At 72.8% G+C, this 25062-nt stretch carries 16 protein-coding genes; 7 read left to right on the top strand and 9 right to left on the bottom strand.

What is annotated here, in order from left to right; genetic code table 11:
- Positions 1 to 143: 143 nt before the first annotated feature.
- Positions 144 to 650 carry a hypothetical protein gene (locus ACFYX3_RS19435; protein ID WP_389014771.1) on the top strand — a complete coding sequence of 169 codons (507 nt, stop codon included), beginning with the start codon at positions 144 to 146 and terminating at the stop codon, positions 648 to 650.
- A 4-nt stretch (positions 651 to 654) separates the two neighbouring features.
- Here the strand turns inward: ACFYX3_RS19435 and ACFYX3_RS19430 are convergent, their stop codons facing one another.
- Complete coding sequence (locus ACFYX3_RS19430) at positions 655 to 1956, bottom strand: YhgE/Pip domain-containing protein (protein ID WP_389014768.1); 1302 nt, start codon at positions 1954 to 1956, stop codon at positions 655 to 657.
- 188 nt (positions 1957 to 2144) lie between these two features.
- Here ACFYX3_RS19430 and ACFYX3_RS19425 point away from each other — a divergent pair, with 188 nt between their 5' ends.
- The gene (locus tag ACFYX3_RS19425) at positions 2145 to 4658 is read left to right on the top strand and encodes an ATP-dependent Clp protease ATP-binding subunit (RefSeq protein ID WP_389014765.1); all 2514 of its coding nucleotides are present in this window, start codon (positions 2145 to 2147) and stop codon (positions 4656 to 4658) included.
- Between the two features lie 38 nt (positions 4659 to 4696).
- On the opposite strand, the gene ACFYX3_RS19420 is transcribed toward ACFYX3_RS19425, so the two are convergent.
- Together ACFYX3_RS19420 and ACFYX3_RS19415 are read right to left on the bottom strand one after the other, a co-directional pair.
- Positions 4697 to 5626 (bottom strand): LysR family transcriptional regulator, encoded by a 930-nt coding sequence (locus tag ACFYX3_RS19420; RefSeq protein WP_389014762.1) that lies wholly within the window; start codon positions 5624 to 5626, stop codon positions 4697 to 4699.
- Between the two features lie 48 nt (positions 5627 to 5674).
- Positions 5675 to 7972, bottom strand: coding sequence for an FdhF/YdeP family oxidoreductase (locus ACFYX3_RS19415; protein ID WP_389014759.1), 2298 nt, complete (start codon positions 7970 to 7972; stop codon positions 5675 to 5677).
- Between the two features lie 210 nt (positions 7973 to 8182).
- On the opposite strand from ACFYX3_RS19415, the gene ACFYX3_RS19410 reads away from it, so the two are divergent.
- Positions 8183 to 9973, top strand: coding sequence for an FUSC family protein (locus ACFYX3_RS19410; protein WP_389014756.1), 1791 nt, complete (start codon positions 8183 to 8185; stop codon positions 9971 to 9973).
- A gap of 7 nt (positions 9974 to 9980) precedes the next feature.
- Here ACFYX3_RS19410 and ACFYX3_RS19405 read toward each other — a convergent pair whose 3' ends face one another.
- On the bottom strand, positions 9981 to 12311 hold the full coding sequence (locus tag ACFYX3_RS19405; RefSeq protein ID WP_389014753.1) for an FdhF/YdeP family oxidoreductase: 2331 nt from the start codon (positions 12309 to 12311) through the stop codon (positions 9981 to 9983).
- 264 nt (positions 12312 to 12575) lie between these two features.
- Here ACFYX3_RS19405 and ACFYX3_RS19400 point away from each other — a divergent pair, with 264 nt between their 5' ends.
- Genes ACFYX3_RS19400 through ACFYX3_RS19390 form a run of 3 tightly spaced genes read left to right on the top strand, consistent with a single transcriptional unit; the run spans position 12576 to position 15016 of the window.
- Positions 12576 to 13565 carry a Dyp-type peroxidase gene (locus ACFYX3_RS19400; protein WP_389014750.1) on the top strand — a complete coding sequence of 330 codons (990 nt, stop codon included), beginning with the start codon at positions 12576 to 12578 and terminating at the stop codon, positions 13563 to 13565.
- Positions 13562 to 14377 carry a family 1 encapsulin nanocompartment shell protein gene (locus ACFYX3_RS19395; protein ID WP_389014747.1) on the top strand — a complete coding sequence of 272 codons (816 nt, stop codon included), beginning with the start codon at positions 13562 to 13564 and terminating at the stop codon, positions 14375 to 14377. The genes ACFYX3_RS19400 and ACFYX3_RS19395 overlap by 4 nt, the downstream gene beginning before the upstream one ends.
- A 3-nt stretch (positions 14378 to 14380) precedes the next feature.
- On the top strand, positions 14381 to 15016 hold the full coding sequence (locus tag ACFYX3_RS19390; protein WP_359510396.1) for a DUF1345 domain-containing protein: 636 nt from the start codon (positions 14381 to 14383) through the stop codon (positions 15014 to 15016).
- Positions 15017 to 15028: 12 nt separating this feature from the next.
- Here ACFYX3_RS19390 and ACFYX3_RS19385 read toward each other — a convergent pair whose 3' ends face one another.
- The 3 genes from ACFYX3_RS19385 to ACFYX3_RS19375 form a co-directional block, all read right to left on the bottom strand.
- Positions 15029 to 15829: a hypothetical protein gene (locus tag ACFYX3_RS19385; protein WP_389014743.1), complete on the bottom strand. Its 801-nt coding sequence runs from the start codon at positions 15827 to 15829 to the stop codon at positions 15029 to 15031.
- A gap of 5 nt (positions 15830 to 15834) precedes the next feature.
- Complete coding sequence (locus ACFYX3_RS19380; RefSeq protein ID WP_376587614.1) at positions 15835 to 16299, bottom strand: GreA/GreB family elongation factor; 465 nt, start codon at positions 16297 to 16299, stop codon at positions 15835 to 15837.
- Between the two features lie 100 nt (positions 16300 to 16399).
- A complete protein-coding gene (locus tag ACFYX3_RS19375; protein ID WP_389014739.1) occupies positions 16400 to 17644 on the bottom strand; it encodes a serine hydrolase domain-containing protein in 1245 nt (414 codons plus the stop codon).
- 132 nt (positions 17645 to 17776) lie between these two features.
- Between ACFYX3_RS19375 and ACFYX3_RS19370 the strand changes: the two genes are divergently transcribed.
- Positions 17777 to 18427 carry a 1,4-alpha-glucan branching protein gene (locus tag ACFYX3_RS19370; protein WP_389014736.1) on the top strand — a complete coding sequence of 217 codons (651 nt, stop codon included), beginning with the start codon at positions 17777 to 17779 and terminating at the stop codon, positions 18425 to 18427.
- 7 nt (positions 18428 to 18434) lie between these two features.
- On the opposite strand, the gene ACFYX3_RS19365 is transcribed toward ACFYX3_RS19370, so the two are convergent.
- Together ACFYX3_RS19365 and ACFYX3_RS19360 are read right to left on the bottom strand one after the other, a co-directional pair.
- Complete coding sequence (locus ACFYX3_RS19365; RefSeq protein WP_389014733.1) at positions 18435 to 19508, bottom strand: trypsin-like serine peptidase; 1074 nt, start codon at positions 19506 to 19508, stop codon at positions 18435 to 18437.
- Between the two features lie 6 nt (positions 19509 to 19514).
- Positions 19515 to 24938 carry a trypsin-like peptidase domain-containing protein gene (locus ACFYX3_RS19360; protein WP_389014730.1) on the bottom strand — a complete coding sequence of 1808 codons (5424 nt, stop codon included), beginning with the start codon at positions 24936 to 24938 and terminating at the stop codon, positions 19515 to 19517.
- Positions 24939 to 25062: the final 124 nt, after the last annotated feature.

Below are 25062 nucleotides of genomic sequence, written 5' to 3'. Positions count from 1 at the left end.
TCCTCGCCCGCGCCCGACCCGCAAGGCGGCGGACGTGCCCGCCTGCACCGCCCCCGAAAGGCGGCGGACGTCCTCGTCCGCCCCTTCCCCACCCGACCTTCCTTCCTCTCGATTCCGATCCGACAATCATTCTGGAGATCCTGATGCAGACCTCGACCACCTCGCGGCGCCGCCTCCGCACCGCTCTCGTCGCCGCCGTGATGGGCGCTTCCGCCCTGTCCGGCACGGGCATGGCCCACGCCGAGGGCAACCCCACCGCCTGGATCTCCAGCGACGAGGACACCATCATGTCGATGCAGAAGTGCGCCGGCTCCTCCGAGGAGTTCCGCTTCCGCCTCTACTACAGCCCCAACTACTCCGGCGCCTGGGTCAACATCGGCCACAACATCTACGACATGCTGGCCCTCAAGATGCCGTACACCCCGGCCACGCCGCTCCGCTTCTGCTCCAACACCGGCTCGGGCAGCGGCCAGGTCGCCGGCAACAACGCCGCCTCCGCCTACAACTGGTACGACGGCTACTCCGCCAACGTGTACTACAGCGCCGGCTACAAGGGCGCCTACGACTACGTCGGCAGCCGGTCCGGCGTCTCCACGCTGGTGAACACCCGGAACGACAACCGATCCATCCAGTTCAGCGTCTCCTGGTAATCGTTCACTCGGGTTGCGGCGTGAGGCGCCGCAGCCCCCTGCGGTCGTAGTAGTGGGTCATGGCGAAACCGAACGCCAGGGCCGCCACCATGCCGACCGCGATCATGATCCAGCCGCGGGCGAGTCCCGCGTCGGCTCGGGCGTCGAAGTACAGGATGGACCTGACGCCCGAGCTGAGCTGGTGCATCGGCTCGAAGACGCCGAGGAAGCGGTAGAACGCCGGGGTGGCCTCCAGGGGGACCGTCGCCCCCGAGGAGGGGAGGGCCAGCGCGATGAAGACGAACATGGACACGAGTTGGCCGATGCCTCCGAAGGCGGCGTTGATGGCCTGGACGCCCAGGCCGACGGCTACCGTCGCGCAGTAGGAGAAGAGCCACAGCATCGGGATGTGGTCGGCGTCCATGCCCAGGATCGCGATCGTCGCGATCATGACGAGCGTGGTGGTCAGGAGCGAGATCCCGGCGGTCATCACCATCTTCAGGACGAGCGTCTGCGTGCGGCTGACGGGGACGGTCGGCCGGCGGGTGTGCCAGGGGCCGATCTCGCTGTCGGCGTAGCCCAGCGCGGTGTCGGCACCGGCGTTGACGAGGTTGCCGCCGATGAAGCCGCCCAGGACCAGCAGCAGCGTGTAGTAGAACGCGGTCAGGCCGAGCCCGCTGTGCCGGCCGATCGGATGGCCGACGCGGGTGACGACCGCGACGGGGTCGGCGAGGAGCACCCGCGTGGTCGGTACGGTGCTGGTGGCCGCGAGCTGTTTGCCGATGGCCAGTGAGGCCTGGTGTGCCGCGCCCTGGTTGATCTGGGACGCCAGGGACGAACCCAGGCTGCCGAGGCCGGGGTTGGTGAGCACGGTCAGCGTCGGGCGGGTCGTCGCCCGGTTCGTGGCCAGGGCCGCGACGGAGGCGGTGAAGTCCGCCGGGACGACCAGGGCGCCGAAGACCTTGCCCGAGGCCAGCGCGTCCTGGGCCTCCGCCGCGTCGAGGCGGCGCCAGTCGATGCTGGTCTTCGAGGAGCCGGCCGTGGCGACGGTGTCGGTGATCTGCTTCCCCAGGTTCTCCTGCTGTCCGGGCAGCGGGCGGCCCTGGTCCTCGTCGACCAGGGCGATGGGCAGCCGGTCCAGGTGGTCGCCGGGGCTGAGGATGCCCCCCATGTAGAGGAGTGACAGGAGCAGCGACACCAGGGCGCACAGGATGGTCGGTACGAGCCACAGCTTGGCGTGCCGCAGGAGCGCGGAGGCGTGGACCTGGGGGCCGCGGGCCGGGTCCGAGGCCGGGGCCGGGGTGTTCGGGGGAATCGCGGAGGTCATGGGGCCATCGTCGGCGGACGGAGCCGCGATCCGGGCATTTCGGTCGTCCGTACGGGGCGGGCGTGTCGGGCGGGCGCGGCCGCGTTCGCTCTCCGATTGCGGACCCGTCGGCGCCGGGTTTGAGTGAGAGCGACCCCTTTCGCGCCCTCATCCGGTGGGGAAGCCCCTCCGCGCTTTCAGGAGCAGCCATGTCGATGGCGTTCGGTTCGCCCTTCGGTTCGTCGGATCCGTTCAGTGACCTGTTCAACCGGTTCTTCGGGATGTCGCCGGCCTCGTCGCCGCCCGCGGTGCAGCGCGTGCCCATCGGACGGCTGCTGACCGAGTCCGCCCACGAACTGCTGAACACGGCCGCGCGCAAGGCCGACGAGGACGGCAGCTCCGACCTCGACACCGAGCACCTCCTGTGGGCCGCGACCCAGGTCGAGCCGACCCGCGGGCTCCTCTCCCAGGGCGGCGTGAACCCCGACAAGCTCGCCGACCAGCTCGCCGAGGTGCTCCCCCGGGAGTCCGCCGAACCGTCCGCCGAGCCCGGACTCACCCCGGCGGCCAAGCGGACCCTCGCCAGGGCCCACGCCTACTCGCAGGCGGCCGGCGTCTCGTACATCGGCCCCGAGCACATCCTCAGCGCCCTCCTCGGCGACGCCGACTCCGGCGCCTCCCGCTTCCTGCGGGCCGAGGACCTGGACGTGAAGAAGCTGCGCGGCCTCACCGACCAGGCGGCCCGCCCGGAGCCGCGCGGCGCCCCCGCCGCCGCGAAGGAGCCGGCCACGACCCTCGACGAGTACGGCAGGGACCTGACCGAGGAGGCCAGGGCGGGCAGGCTCGACCCCGTCGTCGGCCGGGCCGAGGAGATCGAGCAGACCATCGAGATCCTCTCCCGGCGCTCCAAGAACAACCCCGTGCTCATCGGCGAGCCCGGCGTCGGCAAGACCGCCATCGTGGAGGGCCTCGCCCAGCGGATCGTCGCGGACGAGGTCCCCGACACCCTCAAGGGCAAGCGGGTCGTCTCCCTCGACCTGTCCGGCATGGTGGCGGGAGCGCAGTACCGGGGACAGTTCGAGGAACGCCTCAAGAAGGTCATCGAGGACGTCCAGGAGGCGGAAGGGGAGATCATCCTCTTCATCGACGAGCTGCACACGGTCGTCGGCGCCGGCGCCACCGGCGAGGGTGCGATGGACGCGGGCAACATGCTGAAGCCCGCCCTCGCGCGCGGCGAACTGCACGTCGTGGGCGCCACCACCATCGACGAGTACCGCAAGCACATCGAGAAGGACGCCGCCCTCGAACGCCGCTTCCAGCCCGTCCTGATCCCGGAACCCACCGTCGAGGAGACCGTGCAGATCCTCGAAGGACTCAGGGACGCGTACGAGGCCCACCACCAGGTCCGCTTCGCCGACGGCGCCCTCGCCGCGGCGGCCGAGCTCTCCGACCGCTACATCAGCGACCGCTTCCTGCCCGACAAGGCCATCGACCTGATGGACCAGGCCGGCGCGCGGGTACGGCTCCGCAGCGGCGGCCGCTCCACCGAGGTCGTGAGCCGCGAGGACAAGATCGCGAAGCTGCAGCGCGAGAAGGACCAGGCGGTCGCCCGCGAGGACTTCGAGCGGGCCAAGGAGCTCAAGGAGCAGGTCGCTGAGGCCGAGGGCGAACTCGCCGGGATCGAGGAGCGCCGCGAGGGCGTCGTCTCGGTCACGGCCGCCGACATCGCCGACATCGTCTCCCGCCGTACCGGCATCCCCGTCTCCCAGCTCACCGCCAGCGAGAAGGAGAAGCTCCTCAAGCTGGAGCAGGAGATGCACGCCCGGATCGTCGGCCAGGACGAGGCGGTCACCGCCGTCTCCGAGGCCGTGCGCCGCAACCGGGCCGGCATGGGCGACCCCGACCGGCCCGTCGGCTCCTTCCTCTTCCTCGGCCCCACCGGCGTCGGCAAGACCGAACTCGCCAAGACCCTCGCCGAGCTGCTCTTCGGCGCCGAGGACCGCATGATCCGGTTCGACATGAGCGAGTTCCAGGAGAAGCACACGGTCGCCCGGCTCGTCGGCGCGCCTCCCGGATACGTCGGTTACGAGGAGGCCGGCCAGCTCACCGAGAAGGTCCGCCGCCAGCCGTACAGCGTCGTGCTCTTCGACGAGATCGAGAAGGGGCACCCCGACGTCTTCAACACGCTCCTCCAGATCCTCGACGACGGGCGCCTCACGGACGGCCAGGGACGCACGGTCGACTTCCGCCACTGCGTCGTCATCATGACGTCCAACATCGGCGCCCACCGCATCCTCGCCCACCAGGGCGACGCGGCCGAGCTCAAGGACGAGCTGATGGAGGACCTGCGGGGACGCTTCCTGCCCGAGTTCCTCAACCGGATCGACGACATCATCGTCTTCCACAGCCTCACCGAGGACGACCTTTCGGAGATCGTCGACCACCTCCTCGACCGGAGCAAGCACCGCGTCCGCTCCCAGGGCATGACCCTGGAAGTCACCGAGGCGGCGAAGAAGCTGCTCGTCGCCCACGGCTACCAGCCGGCGTTCGGCGCCCGGCCGCTGCGCCGCACGATCCAGACGGAGCTCGACAACCGCGTCGCCACCCTGCTCCTCGGCGGCGAGGCCGACCCCGGCGACACGATCGTCGCGGACGTCATCGACGACTCGCTGCACTGCACGGTCCGCAAGCCGGAGGGGGCGGAGAGCGCCGCCGCGGCCTGAACCGCGGACAGGAGCCCGGGAGGCTCCGTGCCCTCGTCTCACCGAGGTACGGAGTCTCCCGGGAGCCGGTCCAGGACGGCGGCGACGTCGGTGCGGCCCGCGACCTCACGGAGCGCGCGGGCGAGGACGGGCTCGGGCTCCCGGACGACCGTCACCAGGCCCATCGGCACCGACCGGGCCGGCTCGGTCATCGGGACCGCCCGCATGCCGTGCGGCACCCCGAAGACGTGCAGCCAGGTGTGCGGCACGATGCTCGTCCAGCCGCCGGTCCGCACATGCGCGAAGAGCGCAGCCACCGAGTCGGTCTCGACCCGGGGCGTGGGCCGCACCCCCGCCTCGGCGAACACCTCGTCGAGCACCTGACGCCCCTGCATGGACCCGGTCAGCAGACAGAGCGGCAGCCGCGCGGCCTCCGCCCAGGTCGCCGTCGTCCGGTGCGCGGGAGCGTCGGCGGCGCCGGTGAGCAGCACGTACCGCTCCTCGTACAGCGGCACGGCCCGGAAGTTCTCCGCGAGCCCCTTGTGCAGGTACGTCACTCCGGCGTCGAGCTCGAAGTCCCGCAGCTGCCGCAGGACGTCCTCCGACCGGAGGTCGGCCGCCACCTCCACGTTCACCAGCGGGTGCGCCTGGCAGAACGGCGCCGTCAGCTGGGCGACCGCGCCGGACGCGGTCGGCACCGAGCCTATCCTCAGCCGGCCGCTCAGCCCCGTCCGCAGGGCGCCGACCTCGCTCTTCAGCGCGTCGCGGTCGGCGAGCAGCCGCTGCGCCCACACCACGATGCGCTCGCCCTCGGGCGTGAGGCCCTCGTACCGGCGGCCGCGCTGGACCAGCGGGACGCCCAGCTCGTCCTCCAGCTTCCTGACGGCCTCCGAGAGCGCGGGCTGGGAGACGTGGCAGGCCTGGGCGGCGCGGGCGAAATGACGCTCCCGGGAAAGGGCGACCAGGTACTCGAGTTGACGGAACAGCACGTCACGGGTCTACCCGACCGCCCGCCGCAACGCCAGTCGGCCCCGCCGTCACCCCGTGGCGGGGGTACGGGCCGGCTCCAGGCGGACCACGACGCCCTTGGACGTCGGGCAGTTGCTGATGTCGGCGACGCTGTCCAGAGGCACCAGGACGTTCGTCTCCGGGTAGTAGGCCGCCGCCGACCCCCGGCTCGCGGGGTACGCGACCACCCGGAAGCCCTCCGCGCGCCGCTCCCGCTCGTCGTGCCAGACGCTCACCAGGTCCACGAGCTGCCGGTCGGCCAGGCCGAGGGCGTCGAGGTCGGCCGGGTTGACGAGGACGACCCGGCGGGCGTCGTGGATGCCCCGGTAGCGGTCGTTCGGCGCGTACCAGACGGTGTTCCACTGGTCGTGCGAGCGCAGCGTCTGCAGCAGCAGGTGCCCCTCGGGGACGTGCGGCATCGTGAACGCGTTGCACGTGAAGACGGCCTTGCCGCTCGGCGTGGGGAAGACCCCGGAGTTCACCGGATTGGGCAGGTGGAAGCCGCCCGGCCGGGCCACGCGCGCGTTGAAGTCCTCGAAGCCGGGCACGACCCGCGAGATCCGGTCCCGGACGGTGCCGTAGTCCCGCTCGAACTCCTCCCACGGGACGGCCGGCTCCTCGCCGAGCGTCCGGCAGGCGAGGCGCGCCACGATCGCGACCTCGCTGAGCAGGTCGGGCGAGGCGGGCGGCAGCTTGCCCCGGGAGGCGTGGACGTCGCTCATGGAGTCCTCGACCGTGACGAACTGCTCGACCCCGCCCTGCACGTCCCGGTCGCTGCGGCCGAGCGTGGGCAGGATCAGCGCGGTCTCGCCGCAGACCGTGTGGGAGCGGTTGAGCTTGGTGGAGACGTGCGCGGTGAGCCGGCACCCTCGCATCGCCTCCTCGGTGACCGCGCTGTCGGGGGTGGCCCGGACGAAGTTGCCGGCGACACCCAGGAAGACCTTCGCGCGGCCCTCGTGCATGGCCCGGATGCCGTTCACCGCGTCCAGACCGTGGTGGGCGGGCGGGCTGAAGCCGAACTCCCGTCCCAGGGCGTCGAGGAACCTCTGGGGCATCCGCTCCCACACGCCCATCGTGCGGTCGCCCTGCACGTTGCTGTGACCCCGCACCGGGCACACGCCCGCGCCGGGCCTGCCGATGTTGCCGCGGGCGAGGAGGAAGTTGACGACCTCGCGGATCGTGGGAACCCCGTGCTTGTGCTGCGTGAGGCCCATCGCCCAGCACACGATGATCCGCTCGCTGCGCAGGACCCGCTCGAAGACCTCCTGGATCTCCTCGCGGGACAGCCCGGTCGCCGTCAGGACGTCCTCCCACGAGACCTTCCGCGCGTGCTCGGCGAAGGCGGTGAAACCGGTCGTGTTCCGCTCGATGAAGCCGCGGTCGAGGACGGTGCCGGGAGCGGCGTCCTCGGCCTCCACGAGCAGCCGGTTCAGGGCCTGGAAGAGCGCGAGGTCGCCGCCCGCGCGGATGTGCAGGAACTGGTCGGCGATCGCCGTGCCGCGGCCGATGATCCCGCGCGCCTTCTGCGGGTGCTTGAAGCGCATGAGCCCGGCCTCGGGCAGCGTGTTGACGGCCACGACCTGCCCGCCGTTGCGCTTCGTCTCCTCCAGGGCCGACAGCATCCGGGGATGGTTCGTGCCCGGGTTCTGACCGACGACGAAGACCAGGTCCGAGTGGTGGATGTCGTCCAGGGAGACGCTGCCCTTGCCGATGCCGAGCGTCTCCGACAGAGCGGAACCACTGGACTCGTGGCACATGTTGGAGCAGTCCGGCAGGTTGTTCGTGCCGTACGCGCGCGCGAAGAGCTGGAGGAGGAACGCGGCCTCGTTGTTCAGCCGGCCCGAGACGTAGAAGAGGGCCTCGTCGGGGGAGTCGAGCGCCGTGAGCTCGTCAGCGAGCAGCCCGAGCGCCTCGTCCCAGCCGATCGGCTCGTAGTGCGTCGCATCGGGCCGCTTCACCATCGGCTCGGTGAGCCGGCCCTGCTGGTTGAGCCAGTAGTCCGACATTCCGTCGAGCTCGGCGATCGAGTGCTCGCGGAAGAATTCCCTCGTGACGCGGCGCGAGGTGGCCTCGTCGTTGATGTGCTTCGCGCCGTTCTCGCAGTACTCGTTCCTGTGCCGCTCGCCCGGCGCGGGCTCGGGCCAGGCGCAGCCCGGGCAGTCGATGCCCTCGGGCTGGTTGATGTTGAGGAGAGTGAGCGCGGTGCGCCGCGGGGACGTCTGGCCCAGGGAGTACTCCAGGGCGTGCGTCACGGCGGGGAGCCCTGTCGCCCAGGTCTTCGGCGGGGTGACCTTCAGGTCGTCGACCGGGTCCTCGATGCCGCTCATGCTCTGGTCCGCCTCGTTTCTCGCGCCTGGCCGGATTCACGCCGCAGAGCAGATTCGACCCGTTGCGGAACGAAGTCAAAGAGATGTTTTCGATGAGCTGATAGGTGCGGCCTATGAGCCCTTTCCCGGCAGGTCGACAAGACCGGTGGATCGCGTCATCGGAATTGCCTCTTTGACTTGCGAAACGAATTCGCCGAGGGTGATCGGGTCATGCACAAACGCCTCGGTCGCACCCTCTCCCCGAGAGGCGCGCTCGCCCTGCAGAGCGTGGACGGCGCCCTGTCCTTCGCCCTGCGCGCCGCGCTCGCCATGGCGCTGCCCGCGCTGCCGCTGGCGCTCGCCGGGCGGGCCGACCTCGCCGTCTCCACGATGCTGGGGTCCTTCACCACCACCTTCGGGCGCAATCTGCCGTACGCGCGCCGGGCCCGGGTGCTCGCCGTCGTCGCCGTGGCGATGACCGCGTGCGTGGGCTGCGGCGCGGCGCTCGCCGCCTGGGCCCAGCCCCGGAACGGGGGAGCGGGCGCCGCCGTCACGGTCGCGGCCACGGCCCTGGTCGCCGGGCTCGCGAAGCTCGCCTGCGACGCGGCCCGGCTCGGCGGGCTCGGTGCGGTGCTGCTGCTCTTCTCCTTCGCGGTGGCCGCCAACGGGGCGTCGACCCCCGCCGACGTCCTGCCGCAGGCCGGCCTGGCCGCCTGCGGTGCGGCCGTGGCCTGGGTCCTCGCGGTGGCGGGCGGGCTCCTGCACCCGGACCGCCCGCAGCGGCTCGCCGTCGCCGCCGCGCTCCGCGAGCTCGCGGACCTGTGGGAGGCGGGCGGAACCGGTCCCGTACGGCACCGGGCGACGGCCGCCGTGCTCCAGGCGTACCGCACGCTCGGCGTCCTGCCCCCCTCGGGCACCGACCCGCACGGCCGCGACGACACCTGCGTCCGTCTCGCCGACCTCTCCTGGTCGCTGCTCGTCGGCTCCGCCCGCCGCCCACCGAGCGACCCGGCCCCCCTCGCCCGCGCCCTGCGCCGCCAGGTCCGGGTACTGGTCAGCCGCCGCCGACGGCCCCCGCGGCTCCTGCCGGAACTGGCCCTCCCGGTCCTGATCGCCCAGGGCGGCATGCCGGCCCGTCCGGACGGGTCTGCAGGGTCGCCCGACGCCACCATCGGGTCCTCCGGGGCCGCCACCGGACCCCCCGACCCCACCACCGGCATCTCCGCCCCCGCTCCCGGCCCGGCCGGCCCCACCACCCTCCGCGCCACCGAGCTCCGTGCCGCCGCTCTCGTGGCAGGCCCGGTCCACGGCCGCGCGGCCGTCCTCCTCGTGCCCGCGCTGCGGATGGTCCTCGGCACCGGTCTCGCGGGCGGGGCCGCGCTCCTCCTCGGGCTCGGGCACGGCTACTGGGCGGCGATCTCCGCCGCCGCGGTCCTGCACTCGGTCAACGTGCGGACGGCGGCCCAGCGCGCCGTCCAGCGCACCCTCGGCACCGTCGCGGGCCTCCTGCTCGCCTTCGGCGTCCTCGCCCTGGGCCCCGAACCGGTGGTGCTGGTCCTGGTGATCGTGCTCTTCGAGTTCCTCCTGGAGTACGTCGTCGCCCGCAACTACGGCCTCGGCGTCGTCTTCCTCACCCCCCTTGCGCTGCTCCTCACGGATCTGGCCGCGCCCGCACCGGCCGGGTCCCTCGTGCGGGACCGGGCGCTGAGCAGCGCGCTCGGCGTCGTCGTCGGGCTCGGCTGCGCGCTGCTGGTGGTCCACGACCGGGCGGCGGTACGGGCGGAGCGCGCGCTCACCGCCTGCGCGGCGGCCTCGGAGCAGGCCGAACGGGCCCTGGGGGAAGGGGCCGTGGCGTCGTTCCCGCTCGTGCAGGCGCGGCTCGCGGCGGCCGCCGTGGAGCTGCGGGAGGCCGACGACGCGGCGGCGGGCGAGCTCTGGCCGGCCGAGATCGACCCCACCGAGCTCGCCGCCGCCGAACGCCGCGCGTACCTCCTCCTGGACCGGCTGGTCCGCCAGGAGTGACGGAACGTCAGGAGGCGGTCTCGATCGTCACCTTGACGTGCTTCATGATCGGCTGGTCGCTCTGGGTGCTGTAGTCGCCGAGCGCGCACAGCACGTTCATCTCCGGCATGTAGCCGGCCGCGCAGCCGCGCGGGATGTCGTACGGGACGGCGAGGTAGCCCTTCAGATGCCGTCTGCTGCCGTCCTTCGCGGTGCTCGTGATGTCGACGGGGCCCATGTCGGCGATCCCGCGCTCACGCATGTCCGCCCGGTTCATGAAGACCAGCGTGCGGAGGTTCTTGACACCCCGGTAGCGGTCGTTGTCGGAGTAGATCGTGGTGTTCCACTGGTCGTGGGAGCGCATGGTGCCGAGCGCCAGGGTGCCGGGCGCGGGCACCACGTCGGGCAGCTCGGCGGCGGAGAACTCGGCGCGCCCGGACGGGGTGAGGAAGACCAGCTCGCGGGCGGGCTGCTTGATGCGGAAGCCGAGCGGCAGCCGTACGCGCCGGTTGAAGTCCTCGAAGCCGTCGAGCGCCCGGGCCATGGTGTCCCGGATGCGGTCGTAGTCCTCGACGTACCACTCCCACGGCGTGGCGCTGTCGGGCAGCGCGGCGCGCGCCATGCCGGCGACGATCGCCGGCTCGGAGAGCAGGTGCGGCGAGGCGGGCTTCTTCATGCCGACGGACAGGTGCACCATGCTCATCGAGTCCTCGACCGAGGTGCTCTGGATCCCCTTGCGCTGGTGGTCCTTCTCGGTCCGGCCGAGGCAGGGGAGGATGAGGGCCTGTCGGCCGTGCACGACGTGGCTGCGGTTCAGCTTCGTGCTGACCTGCACGGTGAGCTCGCAGTTGCTCAGCGCCGCGTAGGTGTACGGGGTGTCGGGGGCGGCGAGCGCGAAGTTGCCGCCCATGCCGACGAAGACGCTGATCCCGCCCTCGTGCATCGCCTTGATGCTCGCGACGGTGTCCTTGCCGTGCGCGCGGGGCGGCCGGATCTCGCAGACCTCGGCGAGCCGGTCCAGGAACTCCTCGCTCGGACGGTGGTCGATGCCGCAGGTGCGGTTGCCCTGGACGTTGCTGTGGCCGCGCACGGGGGAGGGGCCCGCGCCCTCCCGGCCGAGGTTGCCGCGGAGCAGCAGCAGGTTCACGATCTCCCGGACGGTGTCGACGCCGTGCTCGTGCTGGGTGATGCCGAGACACCAGCTGACGATGGAGCGGTCGGCCTCGCCGTACACGCGCGCGGCCTTGAGGATGTCGTCGCGGCTCAGCCCCGACTGCCGTTCGAGCTCCTCCCACGGGGTGGCCTCGCACAGCGCCCGGTACTCCTCGAAGCCGGACGTGTGCCGCTCGATGAACTCGCGGTCCAGGGCCTTCGGGTCCGTCGACGACTGCTCCAGGATCGCCTTCGCCATGCCCCGTACGAGCGCCATGTCGCCGCCGATGCGCGGCTGGAGGTTGAGCGTGCTGGTCTTCGTCGTCTTGAACAGCGCCATGTCCGTGAAGTCGTGCGGGACGATCGTGCGGGTGGCGGCGGCCTCGACGAGCGGGTTGACGTGCACGATCTGCGCGCCGCGGTGATGGGCCTCGGCGAGGGCGGTCAGCATCCGGGGCGCGTTCGACGCGGCGTTGACGCCGAAGATGAACAGCGCGTCGGCGGTCTCCCAGTCCTGGAGGTCGACGGTTCCCTTGCCGGTGCCCAGGGAGGCCTGGAGGGCGCGGCCGCTGGCCTCGTGGCACATGTTGGAGCAGTCGGGCAGGTTGTTGGTGCCCAGTTCGCGGGCCATCAGCTGGTACAGGAACGTGGCCTCGTTGCCGAGGCGGCCCGAGGTGTAGAAGGTGGCCCGGTTCGGGTCGTCGAGGCCGCGCAGGGTGCGGCCGACGAGCGCGAAGGCGTCCTTCCAGCTGATCGGGACGTAGTGGTCCGACTCGGGGTCGTAGACCATCGGCTCGGTGAGGCGGCCCTCGTTCTCCAGGTCGTAGTCGCTCCACCCGGCGAGCTCGGTCACCGAGTGGGCGGCGAAGAACTCGCGCCCGACCCGCTTGCGGGTCATCTCCCAGGTGACGTGCTTGATGCCGTTCTCGCAGATGTCCAGGTGGAGGCCCTTGGTGTCGTCGGGCCAGGCGCAGCCGGGACAGTCGAAGCCGGTGTTCTCGTGGTTCATCCGCATGATGGCGCGAGGCCCGTCGACCAGCGCGCCCTCGCGCACCAGGAAGTTCGTCACGCTCTTCGCGGCGCCCCAGCCGGCGGCCGGATGGTGGTACGGACGGAATTCCGGATCGCCCTCGGGGGTCGGGCCCACCCGGTGTCCGAGGGGTTCCCGCTCGTCCCGGGCCGTGTTCTCGTCCTGGTCGGTGCTCAAGGCGCCTCATCCTCTCGCCCTGCGGACGCATGGGCATGATGGACAGAAGGACCCCCTGGGCAGGCTAAGCCCGCCACCCCGCGCCCGCCACCCCGCACCGGCCCGCCACGCCCGTCGCCCCCGCACCGGCCCCCCACGCCCGTCGCCCCCGCGTCGGCCCCCCACGCCCGCGGAGCGGCCGCCGGGCTGCGTACCGGATCATGCGCACCTACGCTGACGCTGTCCCTATTCCTCCGCATTCCGGTCATCTCTCGTGGGAGCGTCATGGTCGTACCCCAGCCCGTCGTCGCTCCGCCCGCCCGGGCGGCCGTCTTCCTGGTGGCCACCGTCAACCCGGGCGGCGAGAGCGCGGTGCGGGAGGCGCTCCAGGACCTGTCGGGACTGACCCGTTCGGTGGCGTTCCGGTACCCCGACGCCCGGCTCACCTGCGTCGCCGGCATCGGCTCCACGGGCTGGGACCGGCTCGTCGGCGGCCCCCGCCCCCACGAGCTGCACCCCTTCCCGACCCTGCGGGGCCCCCGCCACCGTGCCCCGGCCACCCCGGGCGACCTGCTCTTCCATCTGCGGGCCCGGCGCCTCGACCTCTGCTTCGAACTGGCCCGGCACATCGTGGCCGCCCTGGGCGCGGCGGTGACCGTCGTCGACGAGGTGCACGGCTTCGCGTACTTCGACGACCGCGACCTGCTCGGATTCGTCGACGGCAGCGAGAACCCCGACGGCACGACGGCCGCCGACGCGGTCCACATCGGCGACGAGGACCCGGACTTCCGCGGCGGCAGCTACGTCGTCGTCCAGAAGTACGTGCACGACATGCCGGCCTGGGACGCGCTCACCGTCGAGCAGCAGGAGCACGTCATCGGGCGCGGCAAGGGGTCGAACATCGAGCTGTCCGACGACGTCAAACCGGCGGACTCGCACGTCGCGCTCAACACGGTCACCGACGAGAACGGCATCCAGCAGCAGATCTTCCGCGCCAACATGCCGTTCGGCCAGGTCGGCACGGGCGAGTTCGGCACCTACTTCGTCGGCTACGCGCGGACGCCCGCCGTGACCGAGCGGATGCTCCGCAACATGTTCCTCGGCGATCCCCCCGGCACCACGGACCGCATCCTCGACTTCTCCCGGGCCGTCACCGGCGGCCTCTTCTTCGTGCCGAGCGCCGGCCTCCTCGACGACCTCCCCGCCCCCTCGGCCGCCGCGACCCCCGGGACGACCCTCGGCATCGGCAGCCTGAAAGGAGCCCTCGCCCCATGACGTCCCCCGAGTCCACCAGCAACCTCCACCGCGAACTCGCCCCGATCACCGCGGCCGCGTGGGCCGAGATCGAGGAGGAGGCCCGCCGCACCTTCCGGCGCAACATCGCGGGCCGCCGCGTCGTCGACGTCCCCGACCCGGCGGGACCGGAGCTCTCGGCCGTCGGTACGGGGCACCTGACCGACCTGGCGGATCCCGCGCCCGGCGTCACGGCACGGCTGCGCGAGGCGCGGCGGCTCGTCGAGGTCCGGGTGCCGTTCACCGTCGACCGGGCCGCCGTCGACGACGTCGAGCGCGGCTCGAAGGACTCCGACTGGCAGCCCGTCAAGGACGCGGCCCGCGCGCTCGCGTTCATCGAGGACCGCATGGTCTTCGAGGGGTACGAGGCCGCCGGCGTCGAAGGGCTGCGCGCCCGCAGCTCGAACCCGCCGGTGCGGCTGCCGACCGAACCCCGCGACTACCCCGACGCGGTCAGCCGGGCCCTCACCGCCCTGCGGCTCGCCGGTGTCGACGGTCCGTACGCGCTGCTGCTCGGCGCCGACCAGTACCGGGCGGTCAGCGAGACCTCCGACCACGGCTACCCGATCGCGGCCCACCTCGCCCGGATGCTCGACGGCTCCCCGATCTGGGCACCCGCCCTCGACGGCGGCTTCGTCCTCTCCACCCGGGGCGGCGACTTCGAGCTGCGCCTCGGCCAGGACGTGGCCATCGGCTACACCGGGCACGACGCGACCGGCGTGCAGCTGTACCTCCAGGAGACCCTGACCTTCCTGGCCTACACGGACGAGGCAGTCGTCGTCCTGGAGCCCTGAACCGTGGACCGACGCCTCTTCGGCGCCGTGCCCCGGCTCGCCGCGTCGGCGTTCGGCGGCGCGGCGGCCGGCGCGTCCGTGGCGGCGCTGACCCATGCGCCGCTGGGCGTCCTCGCCGGCATCGCCGCCGCCGAGACCCTCTTCGTCGTCACCGGCTGGATCGTCCTGTGGCCCATGGACGCCGCCACGACCCACCACAACGTCCGGCGCGAGGAGTTCCGGCCCGTCGTCGAGGAACTCGTCGTCGTCGCGACCTCCCTGTGCGGACTCGTCGGCATCGTGGTGCTGCTCCTGGTCGGCCGCACCGACCTCAGCCACGCGGCGGCCGCGACGGCGCTCTGCGGCGTCTTCATGGCCTGGGCGGCGCTCCACCTCATGTACGCCACGAGGTACGCGTACCTCTACTACGCCCTGAAGCCCGGCGGCGGGATCGACTTCAACTCCCCGTCCCCGCCGAAGTACAGCGACTTCCTCTACTTCAGCTTCAACCTCGGCATGACCTACCAGGTCTCCGACACGAACGTCTCCAGCGCCACGGTCCGGTCGATCGTCCTGCGGCACTGCCTGCTGTCGTACGTCTTCGGGGCGAGCATCCTGGCCACCACCATCAACCTCGTCACCGGGATCGTCACCGGCTGACCGGGGCGGGTCTCAGCGCCGCCACCACGGCTCGCGTACGTAGCGGCTCTCCTCGCTCACGCACCCGAGGCCGTTGGAGATCTGCTCCGAGTCCAGGTTCCAGCCGACCACGCCGTCGCCCTCGCGGCTCAGCTCGATCAGGCGGTCGCTCTCGGTCCGGGTGCCGTCCGTGACACGGCACTCGACGATCCCCGTCCACGCCTGCCCGTCGAGTGCCGACACGAACGCCAGGAACGGCAGCACGACCACCGTCAGGGACAGGGCCGCCCACTGCTCCGCCCCGGCGGTCCTGCGCAGCCAGACGGGCGGCCGGTAGCCGGGATCGCCGTGCCCGGCGCCGTCCTGCTCGCGGTGGTGGTGCGGCCGGCGGCGTCCCGTGCGGTACTCCACGACCACGCCCTGGCGCAGCGCGAAGGCACCGAGCCCGGTGGCGAGTCCCCACCACGGCCCGAAGAAGCAGGCGTCGATGATCCCCACCGCGATCGGGTTGACGACCGTGAGCGCCGCCCGCCGCAGGGCGCCCACCGGCCCGCCGCCGAGGGGGACCGCGCCGCGCGCGGCGAACAGGGCGAAGACCACCCGGGAGACGACGACGGCGAGGACGGACCCGAGGAGCGGGTCCGTGATGACCATGCCGACGAGGATGTCCGGCCAGTTCGCCGGCTCCATCCCGACCAGCACGTCACGGACGGCGTCACCGCCGCCGACCGTGTACGCCAGCTTCGTGACCGGTACGGCGAGGGCCAGCGCGAGCAGGACGGTGTGCCCGGGGCCGCCCTTGCGGTCGGCCTTCCCGAGTTGCCGCTCCCCCACCGCCGTCAGCCGAGCGAGAGCACGACCGCGGTCGTCCGGCCCTCGGGCGTGTCGTACGTGACGGTGTCACCGGCCCGGTGGCCGAGCAGGGCCCGGCCGAGCGGGCTGTCGGCGGTGACCAGCGTCGCGTCGAGGGCGTTCGCGAGCTCGCCGACCTGGAGGGTCGACTCGGTGCCGTCCTCGAACCGCACGGTCACGCTGCTGCCCACACCGACCGCGTCGGTGGACGGAGCCCCCGCGACGGACGCCTCCTTGAGCCGCCCCTCGATCTCGGTGATACGGGTGTCGAGGCGGTCGAGGTCGTCGCCGCGCTGCAACTCGTCGGCCTCGTCGGCCCGGTCGCCGACCTCGTCGCCACCGCCGTCCCGCAGGGTGGCGGCGACGGCCTCGCGTTCGACGCGCAGATCGGCGAGCTCGCGCTCGAGCTCCTCCCGGCCGACGGCGCTGATGGGCTCGGGTCCACCGGTCATTGCTGCTCCCGATTCTGCGGCGGCACGGACGACCGCCGGGGATCATTCAGGACGAAACGGAGATTAACAGGCAGGTGGTCGTGGGGTGGAAGGACGCGCGTCAGCTTCCGCTCGGACTCGGCTTGGGCTCCGTCACCGGGATGTCGAAGACGTGGTCCGGGGTCACGATGCGGGTGATGGCCTGACCGAAGAGCGTGCTGGGCTCGTTGTTGTCGTGCAGGACGTCCGTGTTGAGGAGGACCACCAGCGTGGCCCTGGCCTCCGGCAGGTAGACCGTGAGCGACTCGTAGCCCGGCAGGGAGCCGTTGTGGCCGATCCAGCCCTGGACGTCGAAGATGCCGAGGCCGTAACCGGCGCCGGGGACGCCCGAGGGGTACGTGTGCAGCCGCTCGGCCTGCGTCTTCGGCGTCAGCAGGGTGCCGGTCGCCACGACGCGGGCCCAGGTGCGGAGGTCCTGGAGGTCGGAGATCATCGCACCGGCCGCCCAGCCCCAGGACGGGTTCCAGTCGGTGGAGTCCTCCAGCTTCCCCGAGGCGGTCTGCTCGGTGTAGCCGTGGGCGTGCGGGCTCGGGAACGCGGCGTCCGTCGGGAACACCGTGTGGGGCAGGCCGGCCGGCTCGACGACGTTCTTCCGGATGAACTCGTGCAGCGGAGTCCCGCTGACCTTCTCCACGACGAGACCGAGCAGGATCAGGTTCGTGTTGCAGTAGTCGAACTCGGCGCCCGGCTGGAACTGGATCGGGTGCTTGAAGGAGTAGGCGAGCAGCTCCTGCGGGGTGAAGGGCCGGTACGGATCGGACGTGAGGGCCTTGTAGAAGCCTTCGTCCGCCGAGTAGTTGAAGAGACCGCTGCGCATGGACGCCAGGTTGCGCAGGGTGATCTTGTCGCCGTTCGGCACACCGTCGACGTACTTCGAGATCGGGTCGTCCAGGCCCACCTTGCCCTGGTCGGCCAGTTCGAGCAGGGCGGTCACCGTGAAGGTCTTGGTCTCGCTGCCGATCCGCATGTAGAGCCCGGGGTCCATGGGCTCTCCCGTGGCCTTGTCGGCGATGCCGAAGGAGCGGATGTACGTGCCCTTGCCGGGAGCGGAGAGGGCGACGCTGACACCCGGGACACCGGTCTCCTTCATCACGCCCTGGATCGCCCGGTCCAGGCGCGCGGCGACGTCCGGGGTGAGTTCCGGGAAGTTCGCGTCCGCCGAGGGCGAGGGCGCCGCCGCCACCAGGGTGGCGGGACCGGGGGGTTCGGCCGCGAAGGCGGCACCCGCGCCGACGGGGGCGACGAGGATGCCCAGGGCCGCGAGAGCCGCGCAGACGCGTCGGTCCCGGGTGTGCGAGTACCTCACGGCGGGCCTCCTGCCGGCCGGGGACAACACTCCACCTCCAGGCTAGGTCGGCGTGGGCGCCCTCGCATCGCGGCCCGGTCCGTCTGTTAGGTTGCGGATCCCTGACCCGGGGGCGAGAGGGAGAAGCGCACGATGGCCGTCATCCACCACACCACCATGCAGCCCACCAAGCTGGAGCTGCTCGCCTCGTGGCTGCCCACCCGCGCCTGGTATGCCGGTGGGGCCGAGGAGCCGCGCCCCGCGAAGACCGGCGGCTTCCGGCTCGACGACCCGGCCGGCGAGGTGGGCATCGAGTTCATGGCGGTCGCCGACGGCGAGGGTCCCGACGCGGTCACCTACCTGGTCCCGATGACCTACCGCGGCGAGCCCCTGGAGGGCGCCGAGCACGCCCTCATCGGCACCTCCGAGCACGGCGTCCTCGGCACCCGCTGGATCTACGACGGCGTCCACGACCCGGTGCTCGTCGCCGAGTTGTACGCCCTGCTCGCCGGCCGGGCCGAGGCGCAGGCCCAGTCCGTCGACAGCACGCCCGACCCCACCGTCGCCGCCTCGCTCGCCCCCGCCGGGACCGGGGCGGAGCTCGTAGGGGTCACGGACGGCCCCGACCACACCGACGTGGTGGTACGGGAGACCGGCGCGGCCGCGCCGCTGACGCTCCGGGTGCGGCGCGTCCTGCGCCCCGGCGAGGACGGCGGCCCCGGCCGCGGCCGGGTCACGGCCGAGTGGCGTCTCGGCGACGGCACCACCGCCCGCGGCGCGTACACCGTGGCCCTCGCCGAGTAGGGCCCGCTCAGACCCAGTTGACCTCCGCCTTCTCCAGCAGCGGATCCTCCACGAGCTCCCACAGCGGGACGGCGAAGTTCCCCGTGCGGTAGCGGCCCCCGAAGTGCAGCCCGAGGACCCGGTGGTCCGCGAGGTCGAACACCGGGGAGCCGCTGTTGCCGCCGAGCGTCGAGCAGTCGTGCTTCATCACCAGACCGCCCGGGGTGAACTCGGTGGCCGTGCCCGGCTGGAGCCGCTTCACGTTGTAGACGTCCATGAAGATCCGGCGCATCGACTCGGGCTCGTTGCGCCGGCCGTCCCAGGCCGGGTAGCCGATCACGTACACCGGGCGGCCCGGCAGGCTCGCGGGTGCGTCCGCCGCGACCGCGAGCGGCGTCGGCAGACCGCCGTCGGACGCGGGCTCGACCCGGAGCAGGGCCATGTCGACGTCCGGGTGGATGCCGATGACGTCGGTGATCTCGTACGGCACCGAGGGCCCGGGCGGTCCGCCCTCGGCGGGCAGCTCCTCCGCCGGGTCGACCCGCGCCGACATCCCGAACTCCAGCGCCCAGCGCTCTCCCTCGAAGCGGCTGAACTCCGCCGCCACGTGACGGTTCGTCATCACGGTGCGCGGGCCCACCAGGAACGCCGTGCCGATCCAGTCCAGGCTGGGGTGCCCGGTGACCTCGACCCGGCCGACCCGCAGGAGCGACTCGCGGATCGCGGGCCGCTGCGGCTCCAGGACCGCCCACTCGTCGTACTGCGGGGCGAAGTCCTGGCGCTGCACCAGGATGGCGGGCCGGCCCTCCAGGAGGACGATCGCCTCCACGCCGAAGGTCTCGTCCCCGTCGAGCTCGTCCTCGCGGTGCGCGGCCAGTTTCTCCAGGCCGCTGACCCCCGCCTCCAGGACGCGGGCCCGCTCGTCACGGGCGAAGCGGGAGATCTCGGCGGCCGGTGCCGCGTCGGCGGGCAGTTCGAGCGCCGACTCGGCGATCTCCGCCTCCAGTTCCGCGCGCACCCGCGCGGCGACCTCCCGCAGATCGTCGAAGATCCGCTCGGCGCCGGTCGCCACCGGCGACACGCTCCGTCGTCCGTTCGGCATGGTCGCTCACCTCGGCTTCGCGTTCGGTTCCCCCCGGCCCGGCCGCCCGGACTGGGCCGCCATGATCTCCGCGTACAACTCGGGCCGGAACTCCCGGAGATGGGCCAGGATGCCGCTCATCTGGGTGCCCACGTTCACGAACCGCGTCCGGGCGCCCTGGAACTCGACCTCGTCCACCTTCCGCGTCCCCCGGTGCAGCCCCACGACCGTCCAGTCGTCGAGGCAGACCGGGGAGCCGGAGGAACCGCCCCGGGTGTCGGTGAAGTACAGGATGTCGTGCTCGTCCGCCCGGTAGACCAGGTTGTTGCGGAGCGCGACCCGCTTCGGCAGTCCGCCCGGGTGCTGGATGATGTTGACCGGGACACGCTGCCGCTCGCGGACGAGCAGCGGCCGGGTGGCGATCCGGAGCGTCGGCCGCTCCTCCTGGTCGGCGGAGAGCCGCACGATCGCGTAGTCGAGCGCCGCGTCCCAGGCCGCGAGCTCACCCGCCGTCGCCTCCGGCGCGGCCGCCGCGTTCTCGACGAAGTCGAAGCGGGAGCGGGACATCAGCGCCTGGAGCCGCAGGTCCGTGTCGCTCACGTACGGCCGGACGCCCGCCTCCCACGAACGGGCCATCACCACATGGTGGTTGGTGATCAGCAGCCCGGGGGCGATCATCCAGCCGGTGCCGCCGTGCGGGTACGCCGGCAGGAGCGGCTCCCCCGACTCGTACGGCGGGATCCGCAGCAGCGCCACGGAGGCGCCGGCCCGGATGCCGCCGTGCAGGAACTCGTACGGCACGGTGTCGTCCTGGAGGACGATCTCCTCCTTCATCTCCCCGGGCATCATCTCCGCCGGAAGCTCCGCCTCGCCCGTGATCTCCCGGGCCACGGTGTCCAGGGCGCCCTGGAGGACGGCGCGCGGGCCCGGCTCGTGGGTCTGCTCGATCGCGTTGTGCAGCCAGATCTCCAGCGGCACCAGACCGTCGAGGAGGCGCTCGACCTGGTTCATCGCGTCCAGGTCGGCGTGCGTCTGCTCCAGGGGGTCGTCGAGGGGGTCGAGCTCGGCCGTGAAGTAGCCGGGGACGCCCTTGAGCAGCGCCTGGCGCAGGCTCCGGTCGGCGAGCCCGGCCTCCATGGCGGCGTTGCGCACCCGGACCAGCTCCGGCTGCGGCAGGAACGGCACCTTCCGGAGCGCCGCCCCGGCGGCGGTCGGCGGCGGCCGGGTCCACAGGCCGGTCCCTCCCGGCCGGGGACGGGTCCACCGGCCGGTGTCTCCCTGGCGGGGACGCGCACCGGTGCGTCCCCTCCGGAAGCGCATCCGGAGTCTCCGCTCCGCGCCGTCTCCCTCGTCGGCCGCTGCCGGCGGAGGCGGACCGAGCCCCGGCTCGGCGCCGTACCCGTGGCGGAGGTCCTCTCCGGGCGGAGGCGGCGGGGGAGTGCCGGCGCCGCGTGGGGCCGGGCCCGCGTCCATCGCGGAGGCCACCCCGAGCAGCAGGTCCCCGCTGCCGTCCCGGAGCATGAGCGCCTGCCGGGCGACGCTGTCGAGGGTGCCGCGCCGCCGCGCCTCCCGCAGGTCCCGCTCGATCCGCTCCAGGTCCGGGCGGTCCCCGCCCGGGGAGTCCTCCGATCCGGCGGCGGACTCCAGGATGCGGGTCAGCGGCACGCGCAGGCCCGGCTGGTCCGTGAAGGCGACGTCGATCCAGCGGGCCAGCTCGGTGACCACCGCCTCCTCGTCCGCCGGAAGCCCCACGAGCCGCAGCGTGTGCTCCAGGAGCCGGGGGTCCGCCCGGTACGCCGCGGCCGCCGCCGTGCGGGCCAGTGAGGGCTGCCGGGCCAGGTCCGCGTCAGGCATCCCCCGCAGGGTCCGGGCAAGCCGTTCCTCCGCCGGGGCGGCGTCGACGTCCGCGAGCGCCGCGAGGCGCGACCGGGCGACGAGCACCCCCAGCGACTCGTGGCGAAGGCCGAGCCCGGCGGCGATCTCCTCCGCCTCCTGGAGGTCACGGTCCGCCTCAGCGAACGCGCCGGAGTCCTGGGCGAGCCGCGCCGACAGCTGGAGCAGTTCGAGCTGCGTCTCCGCGCAGCCCGCCTCCTCGGCCCGGTCCACGGCCCGCTGGGCGCCCTCGCGGGCCTCCGCCGTCCGCCCGGAGCGGGCGAGGGTCTCGGCGAGCAGCGCGTGCAGCCTGCTGCACGGCGTCCACGGCCGCCGCTCCGAGAGCCGCTGGCCGGCGGCCTCCACGTACCCCTGGGTGAGCAGGTCCTCGACCTCGCGGGCCGCGATCCGCTCCCAGTCCTCCTGGTCGGCCTCGGTCATGATCTGGTCGGGCACGTGGCCGCCGATCCTGCCGAGGAGGAACGCGGCCGAGCGGTGCGCCATCTCCCGGTGCGTCGAGCCGCCCAGGTAGGGCGCGACCCCCGGCTCCCAACGGGCCTCCACCGTACGGGGGTTATCCCCGAGCCGGAGCCGGTGGTAGATCTCCTCGGCACGGTCCCGGGGCCCCTCGCGGACCGCGTAGTACGCGACGGCCCTCCGGTCCACGGCCCGCATCAGATCGGTCCGCGCGCTGTCCGAGAGGCGCAGCATGATGGCCCGCAGGTCGGTCCGGTGCCGGATGGCCTCCGGTCCCGCCGACTCCATCAGATCGACCCGGGAGGTGAGCAGCCCGTAGAGCCGCCGGGCCTCCCCGGCACTGTCGACGACGAGCCCCGCCGGCCCGGCGAGGACCTCCCGGATCAGGTCGGGGGTGATGAAGCGGAGGGCCAGGCCCGCCTGTACGAGGGCCCGGACGTCGTCCTCCGCGATGTGGTTGAGCAGTCGGTCGTACAGCGTGCCCTGGATGAGCATCTGGTCGACCTGACGGTCGAAGTAGCGGCGTCGGGAGGGCAGTCCGCGCAGCAGCTCGCCGAGCGAGGGGGAGTCGGCGCCGAGGGCGACCGCCGTCCGGGCCGCGAGCTTGAGGCTCAGCGGGTGGCCGCCGATCCGGTCGGCGAGGTCCTCGGCGAGCGGCTCGTCGTCCACTCCGGAGGACATCAGCAGGTCCACCGAGGCCTCGTGGTCCAGCTCGGTCAGCTCCATCGTGCGCGGGGTCAGGACCCGGGCCGGGTGGTCGATCGGCGCGCGCCCGGAGACGACGAACCGGAGCCGCGAGTAAGCCGCCCGCAGGGCCGTCCAGACGGCCCACATGCGGGCGAGGACGGGGGAGCCCCGGTACTGGGCCTCCTCGAAGGAGTCGACGACCACGAGCAGCGGCGGGCGCTGCTCGCCGGGCGCGGGACGGACGGCCTCGGCGACCAGGGACGCGGCCCGGTGCGCGAGCTCCTGCTCGCGTGCGCTGGCCCGGGCGTGGAAGTCGGAGGAGTAGTCGCGGCCGAGCGTCGCCCGGGTGCCGGCCAGCTGGGAGAGCTCGTCGAGCTCGTTGCGTTCGGCGCGCTGCAGCGCCGCCGTCCGCTCGCACTCGTCGGCGAGCTCCTCGAACGCGGCGCGGTGGGACGGGTGGTGGACGCCGAGCTGCCGGGCCATCTCCGCGATCACGGTCGCGGGTTCGTGGATGGAGAGCGTGGGGCGCGCGAAGTCGATGTGGACGAAGGGGAATCCGCCGGGTTTCGCGGCGGCGAGCGCGTCGACGAGGAACTTGGCGAGCAGGGTGCTCTTGCCGATGCCGCCGACGCCGTGGATCAGGACGGGCGGCTCCGCCGGCTCCTCGGGCAGCGCCAGATACGCGTGCAGGGCGTCGAGTTCGGCGGTGCGGCCGTGGAAGGTCCCCCGGACGAGCCGGCGCATCGGCTGGAGCAGCCGGGCCTGCTCCAGGCGGTGCTGCACCTCGTCGACCTCGGGCAGCCCGGTCACGCCCGGTACCCGGCTCAGCCAGAGCGTGGCCTGGAGGGCGTCGGAGAGCACCTCGACCTCGTCCCGGCCGGCCTCCGGCGGCGGCAGACCCGCGCCCGTGAGCAGGGCGAGCGCGGTGCGTTCCGGTCCGGGGCCCTCGGGCCGCAGGCCGATGTTGGCCCGCAGGGCGTCACGCGCGGCACCGGGGCCCGCGAGGCCCGCCAGGGCCGCGTCGCGGACCTCGGGCTTGAGCACCCACACGGTGGCCCCGGGCGCCGGCAGGGCCGTGCAGTCGTCGACGAGCTCCAGGACGGCCCGCCCGGTGGCCTGCTCCTCACCGGGGAGCCGCAGCCCCGCGGGGTCGAACTCCCGGAGCAGGCAGGCGGCCTCGCGGTAGGAGCGGCGCAGGTCGGGCAGCGCGGCGGCGGGGGCGGCGAGGCTGGTGCGCAGCGCGTCGCGCAGCACATGACCGGCCTCGCCCGGCGGCGGCGACGTCGACGGCAGCGCCCGGTGGAGCCGTACGACGTCCTCCACGGCCGTGCACAGGCGCCGCATGTGGCTGTCGCCGTTCGACGGGGACTCGACGGACCGGAGCACCTCGGCCACGGCCGTATCCGTCAGCTCGCCGACGGTCCCCTCCTGCCCGGCGGGGACGGTGTCGGCGAAGAACTCCCGGAAGAACACGCGGAGATCGCCCTCGTCGGCGAGGCGGGTCGTGTCACGGCACTCGTTCTTGCGGATCTCGTACGGGAGCTGCCGCATCGTCGTCGCGTAGCCGAGCAGGACGAGGCGCGGCACGGTGTCGGTGCGGACCGGGGTGTGCTCGTAGATCGCCCGCGCCAGGACGCCGATGCAGTCCCACACGTCCGAGTGCGGGTCGAGCCGGTCGCAGTCGTCGAGGACCAGCCAGAAGCGCTCTTCGGCGGCGGTCGCCCGGGCGACGATCCGGTGCGCCGCGTCCTCGAAACAGGGCAGTGGATCGTTCAACCGTGTGGGGTTCAACGGGAGCCGGTCCTCCTCGGGACCGGCCACGAAGGCCGAGAGCCGCTCCATCAGCCGCGCCGCCGTCGACGTCCGGGAGAGCGTGACCCGGACCGGCCGGAAGTCGCAGTGCTGGCCGAGGTGGCGGATCAGCTCGTACGTGTAGGAGCGGCCGCTGTCCGGCGGCCCGTCGACGACGAGCACCGTCTGCTCCGGGTCGGCCAGGAAGCCCCGGAGCTTCTCGCGCAGCTCGCTCCGGTCCAGGAACACCTCCGTGCCGTGCTTCAGGAGCGTGCTGAGGAACGGGTCTCCGGGCGAACGGCGCAGCCGCTCGTCCTCCCGCAGCCGGGTCAGCAGGTTCCGGGCCTCCGCGCCCTGCTCGAAGCCGTGCGGGTCGTCGATGGCGGCCAGCGCGTCGAGACCGGCGAGCACGGAGAGCAGCCGGCGCTGGTGGGCGATGTCCCGGCGGGCCGCGGCGACCACGAGCAGGGCGTTCCGGTCGGGGTCCGGGGTGAGCGGCAGGTCCTCCACGAAGTCGGCCGGAAGACCCGCGCGCAGCAGCCGGTCGCGTGGCTCGGGGGTGTCGAGGAGGTGGTCCCGCACCCAGCTGGCGACGAGCCCCCACTCCGTCTCGGTGAGCGGCATACCGCACCTGCCCGGCGCTCTTCGCGCAGCGCCGGTCGCTCCGGCGCCGGACCTGACGAGATCAGTCGTGACCGGACATGACCGGTCGAGGCCAGACGAACTGGCTGATCCCTCTCATCGTTTC

Source organism: Streptomyces sp. NPDC002463, from assembly GCF_042889835.1.
GTDB lineage: Bacteria > Actinomycetota > Actinomycetes > Streptomycetales > Streptomycetaceae > Streptomyces > Streptomyces nymphaeiformis.
The sequence above is the reverse complement of the archived record's forward strand: the minus strand, read 5'-3'. Positions and strand labels throughout refer to the sequence as shown.